Annotated in this window: 11 protein-coding genes; 3 read left to right on the top strand and 8 right to left on the bottom strand. The window is 47.3% G+C overall.

Annotation, left to right across the window (positions count from 1 at the left end):
* Positions 1-78 precede the first annotated feature (78 nt).
* The 5 genes from QUA80_RS07030 to QUA80_RS07010 form a co-directional block, all read right to left on the bottom strand.
* Positions 79-3,402, bottom strand: a complete 3,324-nt coding sequence (locus QUA80_RS07030) for a PAS domain S-box protein (protein WP_333422674.1) — start codon at positions 3,400-3,402, stop codon at positions 79-81.
* A 374-nt stretch (positions 3,403-3,776) separates the two neighbouring features.
* Complete coding sequence (locus tag QUA80_RS07025; RefSeq protein ID WP_333422673.1) at positions 3,777-6,980, bottom strand: AAA family ATPase; 3,204 nt, start codon at positions 6,978-6,980, stop codon at positions 3,777-3,779.
* A 64-nt stretch (positions 6,981-7,044) separates the two neighbouring features.
* Positions 7,045-7,386 (bottom strand): type II toxin-antitoxin system PemK/MazF family toxin, encoded by a 342-nt coding sequence (locus QUA80_RS07020; protein WP_333422671.1) that lies wholly within the window; start codon positions 7,384-7,386, stop codon positions 7,045-7,047.
* Positions 7,379-7,708, bottom strand: a complete 330-nt coding sequence (locus QUA80_RS07015; RefSeq protein WP_333422669.1) for a hypothetical protein — start codon at positions 7,706-7,708, stop codon at positions 7,379-7,381. The genes QUA80_RS07020 and QUA80_RS07015 overlap by 8 nt, the downstream gene beginning before the upstream one ends.
* 311 nt (positions 7,709-8,019) lie before the next feature.
* On the bottom strand, positions 8,020-9,129 hold the full coding sequence (locus QUA80_RS07010) for a hypothetical protein (RefSeq protein WP_333422667.1): 1,110 nt from the start codon (positions 9,127-9,129) through the stop codon (positions 8,020-8,022).
* A 655-nt stretch (positions 9,130-9,784) separates the two neighbouring features.
* On the opposite strand from QUA80_RS07010, the gene QUA80_RS07005 reads away from it, so the two are divergent.
* Entirely contained in the window at positions 9,785-10,333 is a 549-nt protein-coding gene (locus QUA80_RS07005) for a cyclic nucleotide-binding domain-containing protein (protein WP_333422665.1), read from the top strand.
* 361 nt (positions 10,334-10,694) lie between these two features.
* Here QUA80_RS07005 and QUA80_RS07000 read toward each other — a convergent pair whose 3' ends face one another.
* Both QUA80_RS07000 and QUA80_RS06995 read right to left on the bottom strand, forming a co-directional pair.
* A complete protein-coding gene (locus QUA80_RS07000; protein WP_333422664.1) occupies positions 10,695-11,108 on the bottom strand; it encodes a hypothetical protein in 414 nt (137 codons plus the stop codon).
* A 94-nt stretch (positions 11,109-11,202) separates the two neighbouring features.
* On the bottom strand, positions 11,203-12,063 hold the full coding sequence (locus tag QUA80_RS06995; protein WP_333422662.1) for an FAD-binding domain-containing protein: 861 nt from the start codon (positions 12,061-12,063) through the stop codon (positions 11,203-11,205).
* Between the two features lie 193 nt (positions 12,064-12,256).
* Here QUA80_RS06995 and ribD point away from each other — a divergent pair, with 193 nt between their 5' ends.
* Together ribD and QUA80_RS06985 are read left to right on the top strand one after the other, a co-directional pair.
* Positions 12,257-13,432: a bifunctional diaminohydroxyphosphoribosylaminopyrimidine deaminase/5-amino-6-(5-phosphoribosylamino)uracil reductase RibD gene (gene ribD, locus QUA80_RS06990; protein ID WP_333422660.1), complete on the top strand. Its 1,176-nt coding sequence runs from the start codon at positions 12,257-12,259 to the stop codon at positions 13,430-13,432.
* A 52-nt stretch (positions 13,433-13,484) separates the two neighbouring features.
* Entirely contained in the window at positions 13,485-14,096 is a 612-nt protein-coding gene (locus QUA80_RS06985; protein WP_333422658.1) for a hypothetical protein, read from the top strand.
* Positions 14,097-14,399: 303 nt separating this feature from the next.
* On the opposite strand, the gene QUA80_RS06980 is transcribed toward QUA80_RS06985, so the two are convergent.
* The gene (locus QUA80_RS06980) at positions 14,400-15,314 is read right to left on the bottom strand and encodes a PPC domain-containing protein (RefSeq protein ID WP_333422656.1); all 915 of its coding nucleotides are present in this window, start codon (positions 15,312-15,314) and stop codon (positions 14,400-14,402) included.
* Between the last annotated feature and the right edge of the window lie 32 nt (positions 15,315-15,346).

Raw genomic sequence — 15,346 nt, 5'->3', positions numbered from 1 at the left:
TGAGGACGCCCAGACATTTTAATATTCTCCTTTACTTTTCAGGTAACTCTAGCATAACTTTAGAAAAATGGTATTAGATTAATTTCCGTTAGCGGAGCACGGGATTTCAATCCAGAATTCCGCTCCCTGTCCGGGCGCTGAGATGCACCGCAGGGTTCCCCTATGTTTTTCTACCACAATCTGATGGCTGATGGACAATCCCAAGCCTGTTCCAGACCCTACCGGTTTGGTGGTGAAGAAGGGGTCAAACAGCCGTTTGCGAACGTCTTCGGTCATTCCCGGGCCGCTGTCGGCGATGCAAATGACGATGCGATCGCAATTAACGAGCTGGCTTTTACTTTGGCTTTTCAAGCCGGCTTTTTTCATTTCAGTGCGAATCACGATCGTCCGAGGTTGCGGTTGGTTTTCTAGTGCGTCGATCGCATTGCTGATAATGTTGAAAAATACCTGGTTAAACTGCCCCGCACAACAGTAAACTTTCGATATTTTTCCGTATTCTTTAATAATTTCGATCGGATTTTGTTTATTTTCCTGGTGCAATCGGTGTTGCAAAATTAACAGCGTGCTGTCAATTCCTTCATGAAGGTCGGCAAACTTCATTTCTGATTCGTGTAACCGCGAAAAATTCCGCAGAGACAACACAATTTTACTGATTCTTTCAACTCCTCTTTTCATGGAATTGAGCATTTTTGGCAAATCTTCCTTGAGGAAATCTAAATCTAATTCCTTAACTTTTTCAGCAATCTGAGGCACTGGAGATGGGTAACTGTCCTGGTAGAGATTCAAGAGTTCAATTAAATCGTGAAAATAGGTGTATGTATGAGAAATATTGCCGTTAATAAAAGTTGCGGGATTGTTGATTTCGTGAGCAATCCCAGCCACCATCTGACCGAGACTCGACATTTTTTCGGATTGAACTAATTGGATTTGAGCGTTTTGTAGCTGTTCGTAGGCTTCTTGCAATTGGGCTGCTTGTTTTTTCAATTGAGATTGGGAAGCTTGGAGTGCTGCTTCGGAAATTTTACGGTTGGTAATATTTTCAATCATCCCTAATTTGTAAATAGGTTTTCCTTCGCCGTCTCGAATCAAAGTAGCTGTCACGTTTACCCAAACAATTTTACCTGTAGCGGTAATCTGGCGGATTTCGATTTGATAGCTGGTAATTTCTCCCCGATTGAGAGAAGCAGCAACTTGGAGATTTTTGGGATTATCTTCGGGATGGCAAAGGTCTATAAATGTTTGTGCGAGCAATTCGGCTGCGGTATATCCCAGCATTTCGCAGTAAGTTTTATTGACTCGCACTAACTTGTTATCGTCTAAATTGGCTAAGTATATAGCAATGGGTGCGTCTTCAAAAATTGTGCGAAACAGTTCCTCGCTGGCGCGGACTTTAGCTGCTAGGGAAAGCCTGTCGGTGATGTCTTCAAACGTAGACAAAATGCCGACAACATTGCCGTAATTGTCGTGTAAAGGTATTTTGTTGGTCTCCAGACAGCATTGGGTGCCGTCGGCTTGCATTTTGGATTCTATGATGTGATATTCTGGGGTGTTTGTTGCAATGATACGGCGGTCATCTGCTCGAAAAACTTCTGTTTCTTCCAGCGTCCAGGGCATATCGAAGTCGGTGAGACCGGCGATTTCATTGGGGTGATTGAAACCTGCGAGTTTAGCAAAGTTTTTGTTGCTTCCCAAGTAAACTAAATCTCGATCTTTCCAGGCGATTAACTGAGGGATGTTGTTGATTACCGACCACAGCATTTTTTGGGAAGTTTGCAAGGCTTCCGTGCGTTCTAGGACGCGCTTTTCAAGTTCTTGATTGGCTTGTTGCAGGGCGATTTTTGACTTGCTGAGGGCGATTTCTGCTAGCTTGCGATCGCTGATGTCGATTGTCACCCCCTCCCAAAGTATATCGCCGCTCGGTTGCAGTTCGGGGCGGGCGATGCCGCGAATCCATTTCAGTTTTCCCGATCCGGTTACGATCCGCCCTTCATATATCCAAGGTTTTAAAGTTTCGCCGGAAATTGCGACTGATTCTAACAGCGGTTTTAGGTCGTCTGGATGCACAGTTGACCACATTAAATCGGAGTTTTGTTGAAGTTTTTCTGGATCTAATTCGTAGAGTTCCCAACAGCCGGAACTGACATAAATAAATTCATTGGAACCGTCGGGATGCAGCAAGTATTGATAAATCATTCCCGGCACGTTGGCCGCCATTTTTTGGAATCTGGCTTCGCTTTGCCGCAGTGCTGATTCTGCAAGTTTGCGATCGCTAATGTCAATCAACAAGCCGTCCCAAATAATGTCATTTTTTTCGCCCGGTTCGGGTCGCGAAGCCCAGCTAATCCACTTAATCCGATCGCCCGGAAAAACAAATCTGCCTTCCCACCGCAAAGGATCTAAAGTTTTAGCTGAGATAGCAACAGATTCTTGGAAGCTTGGCGCATCGTCTGGATGAATCATTTCGATCGCGGGAATAGCTGAGTTTTGGAGTACCTCTGGTTCTAATTCCCAGAGTTCGCGGCAGCCGGAACTGACGTAGGGGAATGACATAGTGCCGTCTGCTGCTAACTGAAATTGATAAATCATCCCGGGAACGTTGGCGGCTAGTTTTTGAAACCTCGCTTCGCTTTGCCGCAGTGCTGTTTCTGCTTCTACGCGATCGGTAATATCGTAAAATGCCGATAAAATTGCGGCTTCGCCATTAAAATTAATCGCTCGCATCGACATTTTTACCCAAAAAAAACTGCCATTTGCTTTCTTGAGGCAGATTTCTTCGCGGTCGCTAAAGCCGTTTTGTTTGACTAATTCTAGCAATTGACATCGATCGTTGATATTGGCATAAAATTCAATCTTTTTTCCTCCAACAAGCTGTTCGTAACTCAACCCTAAACTTTCCCCTAGAGCAGGATTTGCATACAAAATAAGGCTGTCTTCTACGCGCGTAATTAACATGGGAACGGGAGTCGTACTGGCGATCGCCCGCAATCTTTCTTCGCTTTCTTCCCTGGCTGTTTCGGCTGCTACTCTTTTGCTAATATCGTTCTGAACTCCGATAAAATGAGTTAATTTTCCCTCATTGTCTAGAATGGGCGAAACCATTAATTCATTCCAAAAAGGAGTTTTGTCTTTGCGATAATTTTTGAGAACTACCTGAATTTCCGTTCCCGATCGTAAACTGCTGCGAAGTTTGTCTAATTCGGCCCGATCGGTATCGGGGCCCTGCAAAAACCGGCAGTTGCGTCCAATAACTTCTTCGGTACTGTAACCGGTCAGTTTTTCAAAAGCAGGATTGCAGTAGATAATAGGTGTGTCAGGCTGGCGAGCATCCGCGATGAGGATGCTGTTGCTCGATGCTGCGATCGCCCGCTCTAGAAGAGACAGGTTGAAAGAGTCTGTTGTCATCGGTGGCAAGATCCAAACTCCCGAGGAGCGGACAGAACAATAAAAATTTATAAATAGCTTGAGCCATTCTTATTCTATAATTTTATTTTTTATTTAGCTTTGTTAACCAAGTCAGCATTCCACAAAAGCCGGCGGGTGAAACGACTAATACCATTTTAGATTGTAGATTTTAGATTGGCAATGGCTGATTCCATAATAGTTTGGAGCAGGGGCATCAAGTGGCCTTCTTGTTTGAAAGTATGATAACAGAAGGCATTCGGCACTTATCCATAAAAAAAGGTGAAAAGACCGAAGGCGGAAAGAAAACAAAAGGTGAAAATACGGCTATTTCCAACGTTTTTCTCCTCCTCCTTCCATCCTGCTCGTCAACCCTTTTAAATTGACAAGTTGATGCAAGAACCCCGAGCAGTTTTGTTTACTTCAATCCTGGCTTGAAAAGCTTCTTTCAGGTGGGGCATATGGGTAACGGTGAGGATGCAGGCGAAGTCGGAGGCGATCGCATTAATTGCAGCAATCAGCCGATCGCACCCTTCCGCATCCTGAGTCCCGAACCCCTCATCAATAATCAACATTTGCAAAGCCGTACCCGCCCGCTGAGAAAGCAGTCTCGCCAGCGCCAGCCGAATCGCAAAATTAATCCGAAAAGCTTCACCCCCCGAGTATGTTTCGTAGGCGCGAGTACCGCGAGCATCAGCAATTAAAATGTCTAAAGTGTCAATCAATTTAGTTGCTTTTTTAGAAGCTGCCGCCCGCTGAGTAATAAATTGAACGTGCAATTGATTCGCGCTCAATCTCGACAATATCTGATTGGTTTCAGCTTCGAGTTGAGGCAAAACATTTTCAATCATTAAAGCTTGAATGCCATTTTTACCAAATGCTTGACCCAACTCTTGATAAACTCGCTGCTGGCGTTTGGCAACTTGCATTTGCTCTTTTTGAGCTACTAGCTGAACTTGCAGATTTTCCAGATTTTGCTGCTGCTGCTGGAGGCGTCCGAGACTTCCCAAATGTTGGTCTAGCTGCTGGCGGCGGCGGCTGATTTGCTGTTCGATCGCACTTATGCGGGCTGCGGGATCGGGATATTCTTGCAATTGCTGGTTCATCGCGGAAGTTTGAGCGCTGACAGCTTGCAAATCTCGATCGCGCACTGCGATGGAATTTGCTATTTCATTAACCCGCTGCTGCACTTGCGGGTACTGCACAGTTGCCGATCGCAATTTTTCGGCGCGGGCGATCCAAAACTGCGATCGGCGCATTTCGCTGCGGACGTGTTCGTGCTGTTCCAAATTATAGCCAATTTCCGCAATGTATCTATCTAAAGACAGAATTTGCTGCTGTATTTCCGAGCTATTTTTTTGCTGTTCTAACTGTTGCTGTACGGTGGCTAATTGAGTTTGCAAATCCGGGCGGCGGGCATTAATTTTATTCAGTTTCTGCTGAGCGTCTTTAATTTGAGCTTGCTTAATTTCCGCCCACCGCAAGCGCTTTTCCTCGCTGCGGGCGAGGGAGTGGCTGCGATCGCTGTAATTGAGCTGTTGCAGTTGCTGTTCGATTTGCTGGAGTTCGCGCAAATCATCGACTGCATACTCGCCGGTGCGCAGCAACCGCTCTATTTCTGCAGCGTCTTGACGCATACTTTGCAGGCGGTTTTCATCTTGGCCCAGGCTATCTAATTGTGCTTGTAAATGACTGCGGCGTTCCCGCAATTCTTGGTAGGGCGCTAATTCCTCTTCTAGTTCGCGGTATTCATGTCTGAGAACTTGAATTTCGCGCTCGGAGACAGCCAACTGTTCGCGGACAACCCACAGTTGGTTCCAGATTTCCTGCTGTTGGGAGTGGTGTTTTGCGACTACCAAATTCCAGTAGTGTTCGTCTAAAGGTCGATCGCACAAAGGACAATTGCCAAAATTTGCATCCCGCACCATTAAATGCGAATTTGACGGTTCGTTTTCCGCAAAATTCGAGGCTTTACCTTCGCCTGCGGTTTTTTCTCCTTCATGTTTCCGCAGCAGTTGCAGTTTTTGGTCTATCTCGGCGAGTCTGGTTTGATAGTCGCGGCTTTTGGCTTGCAGGTTTCCTAGAAAGTCGTGCCTTTCTTGACCTTTTTCGCGGACTCGCTGCTGATAAACTCGCTTGTTTTCCAACTGCAAAATTTGATTGGCGACGGCCGAGATTTCCTGCTGTAATTGCGGCTGTCGCTGCTGCTGTTGAACTTGCACCTGTCGGTTGATTTCCTCTAAGCGGGCGGTTAAACCGGCGCGGGCGCGATCGAGCTTTTGTTGCTTTTGCTGCTGCTGTTGTAGCAGCGGCGAAACTTGCAGTTGCAGTTGCTCTAGTTCGTTGAGGCGCGATCGAACTGCTTGCAACTGTGCGAGTCCTTTGTCAACCTCCGGCTGCTGTTTGAGAATCTCCAGAACATCTTTTTCATCTTGTTCTAAAACCTCTAATTGAGCTTGCAACTGCTGAATTTTGCTTTGCAAAAAGCTCAGTTCTTGCCGCTGCTGTTCTTGCAATTGCTGGCGCTGATTTTGGGCTTGTTGGTTAGCTTTGAATTTGCCAGCCAGAGTCTCTTCTGTCGCTTGCAAGCTGTGGAAATACGCGATGCCTGCTGTTATTTCATTTTCTTGTCCTAGGAGGGCTTGCAGCTCATTTTGCTGCTGTTTGGCTGCGCTGAGTTCTTGCTGCAAGCGGCGGCATTCTTGAGTGATATTGTAGTGCTGTTGCTGGTGGCCTGCGAGGAGTTTTTGCCAAGTTTGGCGGTTGTGGTGCTGGAGTTGCAGTTGCTGCAACTCGGCTGTGTCGGCTTGCTGCTGTGAAGAGAGTAAATCGGTTGCTTGCTGCAATTGAGTTTGTTCGGAGGCGATCGTCTCTTTTTGTTGCAGTTGCTCTTGTACGGTTAGCAAACTCTGTTTGAGTACATCGACTCGAGCTTTAAATTGTTTGGACGTATCCTTGGCTTGGTCGGATAAAGTATCGTAGGAGTCGAGCTTGAGCAGGTTGGCTAAAACTTGTTTGCGTTCGATCGGCTTTTTGAGCATAAATTCATCAGCTCGCCCCTGCCGCAAATATGCCGAGTTGATGAACGTATCGTAGTCTAGTTTGATGTGTTCGAGGATTTTTTGCTGAGTTGTTCTCAGACCTTTGTCTGTCAGCGTGCGAAAATTCACCCCCCCCGACCCCCCGTTACCTTGGGAAGAATTCACTTCTTCTGGGTTCCCTTTACCTTGGGAAGAATTCACTTCTTCTGGCCCCCCCTTACCAAGAAAGGGGGGGTTTGTTGCTACTTGAAATTCCAAACTTCCCGATTGTCCGCGCCGGCGGTTGCGAATCACCCGGTAGATTTGGCCGCCGGTGGAGAAAGTGAAATCAACGCGCACATCAGTTTCGCCGATATGGATGATATCGTCTTCCGTATCGCTGCGGCAACAGCCCCAAAGCGCCCAGGATATCGCTTCTAAGAGGGAGGATTTGCCAGCACCGTTAGGCCCGCAAATGCAAGCGGTGTGCAGGCCGCGAAAGTCTAAAGCAGCTTCGCGATAGCTGAGAAAATTTTTGAGCGTAAGTTGTATAGGAATCATTTAGGCCGTCGCGCCATACAATCTATTTATAAATAACACTATTTGTACGCTGTTGCCTAGTTATTCAATCTAGCTCCAGAACAATTGTCAGTGCTTCTGCAATTTCTTCCTTAATTGTCTCGGACAAGGTTCCGAGTTGTCGGACAAATCTTTGTTGGGAAACGGAACGGACTTGAAAAGCGTCGGCGGCTGAGAGTTTCGCCAAGCCATTTTCTGATGTAGGTTCGAGCTGCACCATCCAATCAAGCGGGGAAAAAAGATCGTTCCATGCTGTAATTGGAACAATTACTTTGAGCCGCAAAATTCCCACTTCATCATCGCTGACAACCGCAACAGGTCTAGTTTTGCCGATTTCATCTCCCACCGTTGGATCTAGTCTGACAAGCCAAATTTCGCCTTTACGCATTAGTTTTTACCCCTGCGTTCAGGTATTCTTCCTCTGAATCGAAATACGGTTCGCTGTCGGGCGACCACAAATCATGAAGCGGCCCTCCTGGTTCATACAAAGGAACCGCTGCTTCTGCTGAGGCTCTGAGTTTCCGCTTTCTCTCGGCTTTGCGGTGGGCTTTTTCTTCTATTTCTTCGCGCATCATCCGCGAAGCTGTTTCGATGATTTCTAGGCGTTCTTCTGCTGTCAGATTTTTGAGTGCTGCTAAGATTTCTGTTTTGGTCACGGTTTTTTCGGGTGGTTGGTGAGAATGTGCGATCGATCTTATATCTTGCACCATTTTCAATAATCCTTTTTTGGGCGGGTTCTCCGGCCCACCCCACAAGAAAATCTACTCTTCGCTTCACGGGCATCTTGCCCGTTCTTGACAATAATGACGCAACATCTCCGATCGATCGCACCATCATTATATCTTTCACAAAAATCAATATCGGCGCTCTGTGCTGATGACGCAACCTACATTACCGGTCTGTGCTTGTGGCGCACCCTACATCGCACAGGCAGATTTTCCATCATCAAAAAGGGTTGACTGTGTTCCTACAGCCAACCCCGCACGTATTTATTTGTCCTGCGTTTGCTCAAACAGCTACACTACCTGACAACATTAGGGAACGTATAGCCGACACCGACTAACAATCCCACTTCAGCTCCGTCGAGAAAACCAACATTCAGTCCCGCTGTGGCTGTAAAATTTCTCGACAGCGGCACATCTACACCACCCGAAATCAGGAATCCAAAATTACTGTTATCACCGGTAGAAAATGCAACGCCAGCACCTGCATAAGGAGCAGCAGTAATCACAAAATCATCGCTGACTTCGACGGCCTCTTGAGATACAAAATCGAAGGTAACGGGAACTAGAACAGTTAAGTTGTCGCGGAACAAAACAGTCGGTCTCACCGAGAAATTGTTGGTCAAACCGATTTTGCTAATAATCGCAAATGAACCGTCGCCCAAGGCTGTATCTCCGCCAAAACCCAGATTGCCGCCAATGCCGATGTAGCTGGGCCCCGAACGGGTAGCTCGGCCCGGTCGGATTTGAGTTCCTTGAGCCACTTTTTCAGTTGCTTCTGAGGCAGTTGCCGATTTTTCAGCAACTTTCGGTTGGTTTGTCAAAGCTGAGGCGGAAGTGCTGACAGGATTGCTCAACAATTCTTGTGCTGTTTTGACTTCTTGTTCTTCCTTCGTTGCTGTTACTTCCAGATTATTGCTCTCGGCAACAATTGAGGTAGGTCGATCGTTATTTTTGGCATTCTCGACTGTTGACTCCACTTTGACGCTATTATCAGCAATTTTAGCGGTTTCTTCCGACTTTTGGGTCTCAGCAGCAATGGAGGTATTTTGCGCTGTTTCTGTCTCAGCAATTTCAGATTTTGCTGCTTCCGATTTTTCGGGTGCAGCAATAGATACTTGCAAGTTTGCTGTCGGTTCAGAGGCTGATGGCTCTGCCGCTTCTGTTAGTTCGCTCCAACTGATTGAATCAATTTTTTTATTACTAGCCGTTGTTTCTGCGTCTGGTTTAACTGCTGAAGTTGCCGCCGGCTCAGAAATTTGGTCAATATTTTGAGCTGCGATTGTTGCAGTTGTACCGATATCGGGCAAGTTGCCAGTTTCAGCTTTCGCTGACAGGGTACTGCAACAAACAGCTAAAGCAGCAAGATTTATTAACGCGAAAGTAGACTTGGAAAAGAGACTATTCATAGAAACTCCTCAATGAACCGTGTGTTAAAAGTGTAAGTGTTTGAGGGCGACCGTCGAGAGCTTTGCTAAAAAAAGACACAAATATGAGTTGTGTTGTTCCTAGATTGACACTCAACCGTTGAAGAGTCAACTCTCAAGCTGATTAGATTTAAGAACTGACGGCCGATTTAGAGGCTAATTTAAATTTACCTATCGATCGGCTAAAAATCAATCCTAGGGATGATTTCACCCTCGATCCTGTTTAATTGAGGGGTCGATCGCGCGTTTCGCTTGCATTCTACAATACTGTACTTGAGGGCGCTGCACTCGCAGCCACGCCGCAAAAATCCGGTTTTTGAGGGCGTACCGCCTCGAAACCAAGAGACAGCAAGCTTTCAAAACCGTTTTCGCAGCCCCGCCGTCCAAAGCAAGTGCAGTTAAAACAACGTGATCGGCTGCTGCACAGTCCCTGACAAGTAATGTAGAATAGCACTAATCGGACAAACATTTGTAGCTCGATCGTGTCAAATTTACTAAATATTATTAGAATTGTGTAAAATTTAGTGTTCTATTTGTAAAGTTTAGCCTTCGCTTTCGCTCATGGTCTGACCATCTCACAACAGGACTCAACTAAACAAGTAAAAAAATACAAATTATCTCATCTCAACCTGACTTTATGAGCAAAGTTCTAGTCATATTAGGCGAATTGAGCGATCGCGACATCGATTGGATGCTCGCCAACGGCACCCGCACCCAAATCCTCCCCGGCACAACCCTCATTACCGAAGGTCAGCCCTTAGACGCCCTCTACATAGTTCTGGATGGAACTTTGAGCGTTGCTGTATCATCTTTGGGCGACAAAGAAATTGGAAAAATTATTTCCGGGGAAGTGTTGGGGGAAATGTCTTTTGTAGACGGGAGGCTTCCTTCTGCTAGCGTCACGGCAATTGAAGAGTGCCTCATCCTGTCAATTCCGAGGCGGCTGCTAACTGAAAAACTCGAGCAAGATGTGCTTTTTTCCCTGCGGTTTTATCGGGCGATTACCAAATTTCTGTCGTCGAGACTCCGGGGTACAGTCAAACGCTTGGGGGATGATAGTGATTATTTAATGTATCAAGAGCCCGACGACGAGCGCGCCATCGGGCAAAATGTCGAAAATCCCGATAATCCCGATTTGGCTGAATCGAGATTTCAATGGCTGTTGCAGCGTTTGAAGGGGAATTGATGTTGGGGAAAAGATGAGTGTAACTGATTTAACTGAGAGCAGTTCTGGACGCAACAACGCGGTTGATTCAGGTAATTTGGTGATATGCGCTCGAACCTGACAGCGAGAAACCGGGTTTTTTTGGGAAGCTTACATCTAGTAGGATTGTGAGATGTTGCACCATTCTCGATCGACCTTTTACGGGCGGGCTCGGAGCAACGGCCGACACGAAAATTCACTCTTGGCTTCACAAGCCCGAAAGGCCTGTGAAGCGAGAAGGGTGCAAGATGTGAGATTGAACTGATTTAATTGATTTGATTGATTTAACACCCATTGCCAATTACCAATTACCAATTCCTAATTTCTAATTCTCAATTCCCAATTAGAAAACATATTTTTCAGCGACGCGCCAATAGCGGGAAAAACGCTTCAAATCAATGTAACCATCGTAGCGGACAAAGGGTTCCGGTGGCAAAACTTCTATTGGGTACGATCGCTTAATTTTCCGGCAAATATCCTGAAACCGAGGACTGGGACTTTCTGCAGTCACCACTTGATTGGCGCCGGATTCGATCGCAAAAGCGATAACTTCCGCCGCCACATCGCCCCGCCGAATAACTACAGGCAACTCCAGCAAACATTCGTAAATAAACACCATTCGTTTGAGACTCAACTGCCATTCATCAATCAGCGCATCATCCCAAACCCAGATTGCCGGTGCCTCTGGGTGCGCTTGAAAAGCGGGGCCTTCAGGACTCAAACAGTCGCCGTGCAGCCAAATAATCGGATTGTTCATAAATGGGGAATTGGGAATTGGTATTTGGTATTTGGTATTTGGTATTTGGTATTTGGTAACTAATGACAACAGCCAACAGTCAACCAACAACTTTTTAATTTCTGCGACCTTTTTTAGGGCGTTCCCAACTTTTAGAACCGCCGCTGCGATCGACCTTTTCTCCATGAGGAAACAACTTCCCTTCCAAATATTCGTAAGTTCCCTCAAAATCGCATTGCCCGTACAGAGGACAATCGCGACAATAAACCGCCTTAGTGTAACGCTCCAAATTTTCCCGATTAAAAAAATAAGGTTTGTGACTAAAAGTGCTCGCTACCCACTGCCAAGAAAGATTATTGCTCGCCGGATCTCCATCTAGCAAATGTTGCAAAAACCAGCGAGCTCCGGCTTGCCAGCGCACGCGCCGCCAGTGTACGAGATAAGCGGCAGTCCACATCCGCTGGTGGTTGTGCAAATAACCAGTTTCTCGCAACTCGCGACTGAAACTGTCGATGCAAACTAAACCAGTGGTGCCCTCTATGACATCCTGCGGGAGAGTTTCGCTGTAATATGAAGCAGTGTAACCAGTTTTGTAGGGTTCCCGGTCTTGCCAAATCCCGTTGCCCAATTCGGCATACAGTCGCTGCCAATAATCCCGCCAGCCCAACTCGTTGACAAGTTTCACTGCCTCTTCTGGATGCCGCACCTTCTCGAGCACGGCATCCCGGACTTCGGCAAGACTCAAAACGCCGTAGCGCAAATAGGGCGACAAGCGCGTTACCGCACCGTTGAGGAAATTGCGGGTTGAGGCGTACTTGCCGGGGTCAATTTGTTGCAGGGCTGTCTCGGCTGCTTTGCGCCCGCCTAGGATCGGGGGTACGCTGCTGTCTCGGGCGGCAGCTTCGGGGAACTGTTGGCGCACGTAGGCTATTAATTCGTCGCGGCTGGCAAATTCCCGCTGCATGTCCTGACTCATTGTTTTCTCAAGCACCTGTTATTGTTTCTTAATGTTAAAGCTATTCGATCGGGCTTGCGGGCTCGATCGCCCTAAATTGCCCGCTTGCTCCCGGTAACGTACAGTTTGCCCCAGCAGCAATCGATCGTCGGCCCGCAGCCAAAATTAGCATCAAAGTCAGTACACTCAGGGATAGATATCATACCAAAATCTCATGGAAACTTTTCCGGCGGACGCTCAAGCGATCGCCAGCTTAGCTAACGGACAGCAGCAAGGTACAAAACAACTGGAAAACAGCGAAGTTCAAGAGTTCGATCGAGCCATGATGCGCCGCTGTATAGAATTAGCCCGCCGCGCTCTGGGCAAAACCGCACCCAACCCCCTTGTCGGTTCTGTAATTGTCCGAGACGGCAAGATTGTCGGTGAAGGGTTTCATCCCGGTGCCGGCCAACCTCACGCCGAAGTTTTTGCGCTCCGGGAAGCGGGGGAACTCGCCGAAGGAGCGACCGTCTACGTCAACCTGGAGCCATGCAACCACTACGGGCGGACTCCCCCCTGTTCCGAAGCTTTAGTTAAGGCCAAGGTGGCAAAAGTAGTGGCTGGCATGGTCGATCCGAATCCTTTGGTAGCTGGAACAGGGCTAGCCCGGTTGCGAGAGGCTGGCATTGAAGTGGTGGCGGGAGTGGAAGGGGAAGCTTGCCAAAAACTGAACGAGGCTTTCGTACACCGGATTTTGTACCGCCGGCCTTTGGGAATTTTGAAATATGCGATGACTTTGGACGGTAAAATTGCTACCACTAGCGGCCACAGCGCTTGGGTCACGGGCGAGGAGGCTCGGAGCGAGGTACACCGGGTGCGTGTCGGCTGCGATGCTGTAATTGTTGGGGGAAATACGGTGCGTCTGGACAATCCCCTACTGACGAGTCACCAACCTGATAGGAATAATCCCCTGCGGGTGGTGATGAGCCGCACTCTGGATTTGCCGAAGTCGGCTTGGTTGTGGGAAACCTCTGTGGCGGCTACTTTGGTGTTGACTGAGCCTGGGGTTAACCCGGAATTTCAGGAATTTTTGATCGCCAAAGGGGTGGAAGTTGTGGAGCTCTCGCCGCTGACACCGACTAATGTTATGGCTTATTTGTACGATCGATCTTTTCTTTCTGTACTGTGGGAGTGCGGTGGCACTTTGGCCGCTCAGGCAATTACTGAGGGTGCAGTTCAAAAAATTATGGCTTTTATTGCTCCTAAAATTGTCGGGGGCCAAGGAGCTCCAACTCCTGTAGGAGATTTGGGGTTTTCCGCAATGACTGATGCTTTGACTTTAGAGCGGGTTTCTTGGCGCGCGGTAGGTGCAGATTGTCTGGTGGAAGGCTATTTGAAAATTAAAGATTGAAAGTTAAAAGCGAGTCTTTTTAGTTTTTGATTTTTAACTTTTAACTCCTTTTATGGTTGAAGTTCTGATTTGGAGTTTGATGGTTGGCAGTCTCGGCTTGGAGGCTGCGCTCGCGGGTGTATTAGTGAGCCGCGAGCAATTGGCTGCGGGGCAAAAGTACGACGAGGAGGAGGAAGTTTTGACTCGGTACGAATCTCAAGAAGATAATTTTAACGCGCCTGAAAATCCGCGCTCGAATGGCAATCCCAAATCCGCTCCTAATGCTGTTGATTTGACGGTTTGGGAGTACAAGATTGTGCGGGCTAGCAATGATTTGTTTCGCAATCCTGCGATTTTTCACAAGCTGTGCGAGGAAGAGGCGGAAGTTGGCTGGATTTTGCTTGAAAAGCTCGACGACAGGCGGGTGCGGTTCAAACGTCCGATCGCGCTGCGGGACGCCCCCAGGCCGAATTTACCACTGTTTGACCCTTACCGAACTCATTACGGCCCGATCTCGAATGCGATGAGTTGGGCGGCGGCGATCGTGTTTGTGAGCGCGATCGTGCTTCCTGCTGTTTTGGGCTATGCTTTGGTGTCTACTACTCTAACCAGAAGTCGCTCTAATTGGCCTCCGGCACCTGTTCAATCTTTGCCCTCTCCGGGAGGGCGGGGAACTAATAATTGAAAGCGGGAAAATTGGTAATGGGTAATTGGTAATTAATAATTGGTAAATTGACGGCTGTCGAAGCCTGTTTTATAGCAAGTCTAAATCATTTGTGAACCAGATTTTTTTTTAACGAACCGCGAAGGCGCGAAGGAACAGAAGAGAAGTTTGTGTGTTCGCTTGAGGGATTTAGGCTTGCTATATACAGCGTATTCCAGGTTTGTGAATTGTAGGGACACCGCGAGTGCCTAAGTCCCTACGGGGAAGCTCACTATAGGCGGGTGTACTTTATAAATGTGGAATCTGCTGTAAGTTAATTTGATTTTAAGTTTGGGGCGGTATTGCTGAGGGAGCCGATAGCGATCTCAACTCATAATTTGTATCGCCTTGAAATTGAGAAACGCGGACGAAATAAGTCCCCGCAGGTAAAGGCCCATTGCTGACAATTGTTTCTGAAGACGTGCCTAAATTGTTAGAGGAAGCAATAATATCCTCTAATCCAACTGCGCCGTTGCCGTTCAAATCCTGAATTAATTCTACATCAACATCTGCACTCAAAGCGTCCACAGTTACACTGAAAAGGCTGGGAGTATTGAGGATGAAACTGTAAATATCGGTGGGTTCAGCAGTGCCTACAAAATCGCTCGCAGTTTGAATTTCTCCCAGAATGCCTAGGTTTTTTGCTGCGTTCAAGTTGTCGGCGGGATCGGGGAGAGTGCTCAACAGTCCTTCTTGTTGACCGAATTGAATGTAGTGGTCGATCGCGCTTTTAACTGCGCCGTTTGTCACTGCTGCTGCTACCAGCGGATATTTTTCTAGATAAAAGCTGGGATCGAAGAAAACGCTGGGTTTGCGGTTTTCAAATTGACCTGCTTTGAAGTAGTGTTCAAAAGGGGTAAATTGATTTGTTTGGACTGCTGTCTGAATGTCTGGGTTGCTTGCTAGATAGAAACCAACATCGAAAAAAGGGTTGGGGCTGCGAACTTCAAATTGACCGAATCTAATAAAGTGATCGGCTGCTGAAAAGCCGTTGAGTTTGGCTGATACCGCTACATCTGTATTGGTGTCTAAATAATAGCTGGCGTCGAACAGGGCATTCGGGTCGCGATTTTCAAATTTACCAATTTTTCGGTAGTGATCGAAGGGACTCGATACCGTGCCTCTGGCAACTGCTACGGCGACATCTGGGTTGTTTTCGAGATAAAATTTGCTGTCGAACAGTGTTCTGAGGGTTAGCATTATTAAAAAAATCTCTCTGGACTTTAGTCTGG

The sequence above is a fragment of the Microcoleus sp. F4-D5 genome (assembly GCF_036704885.1).
GTDB lineage: Bacteria > Cyanobacteriota > Cyanobacteriia > Cyanobacteriales > Microcoleaceae > Microcoleus.
The sequence above is the reverse complement of the archived record's forward strand: the minus strand, read 5'-3'. Positions and strand labels throughout refer to the sequence as shown.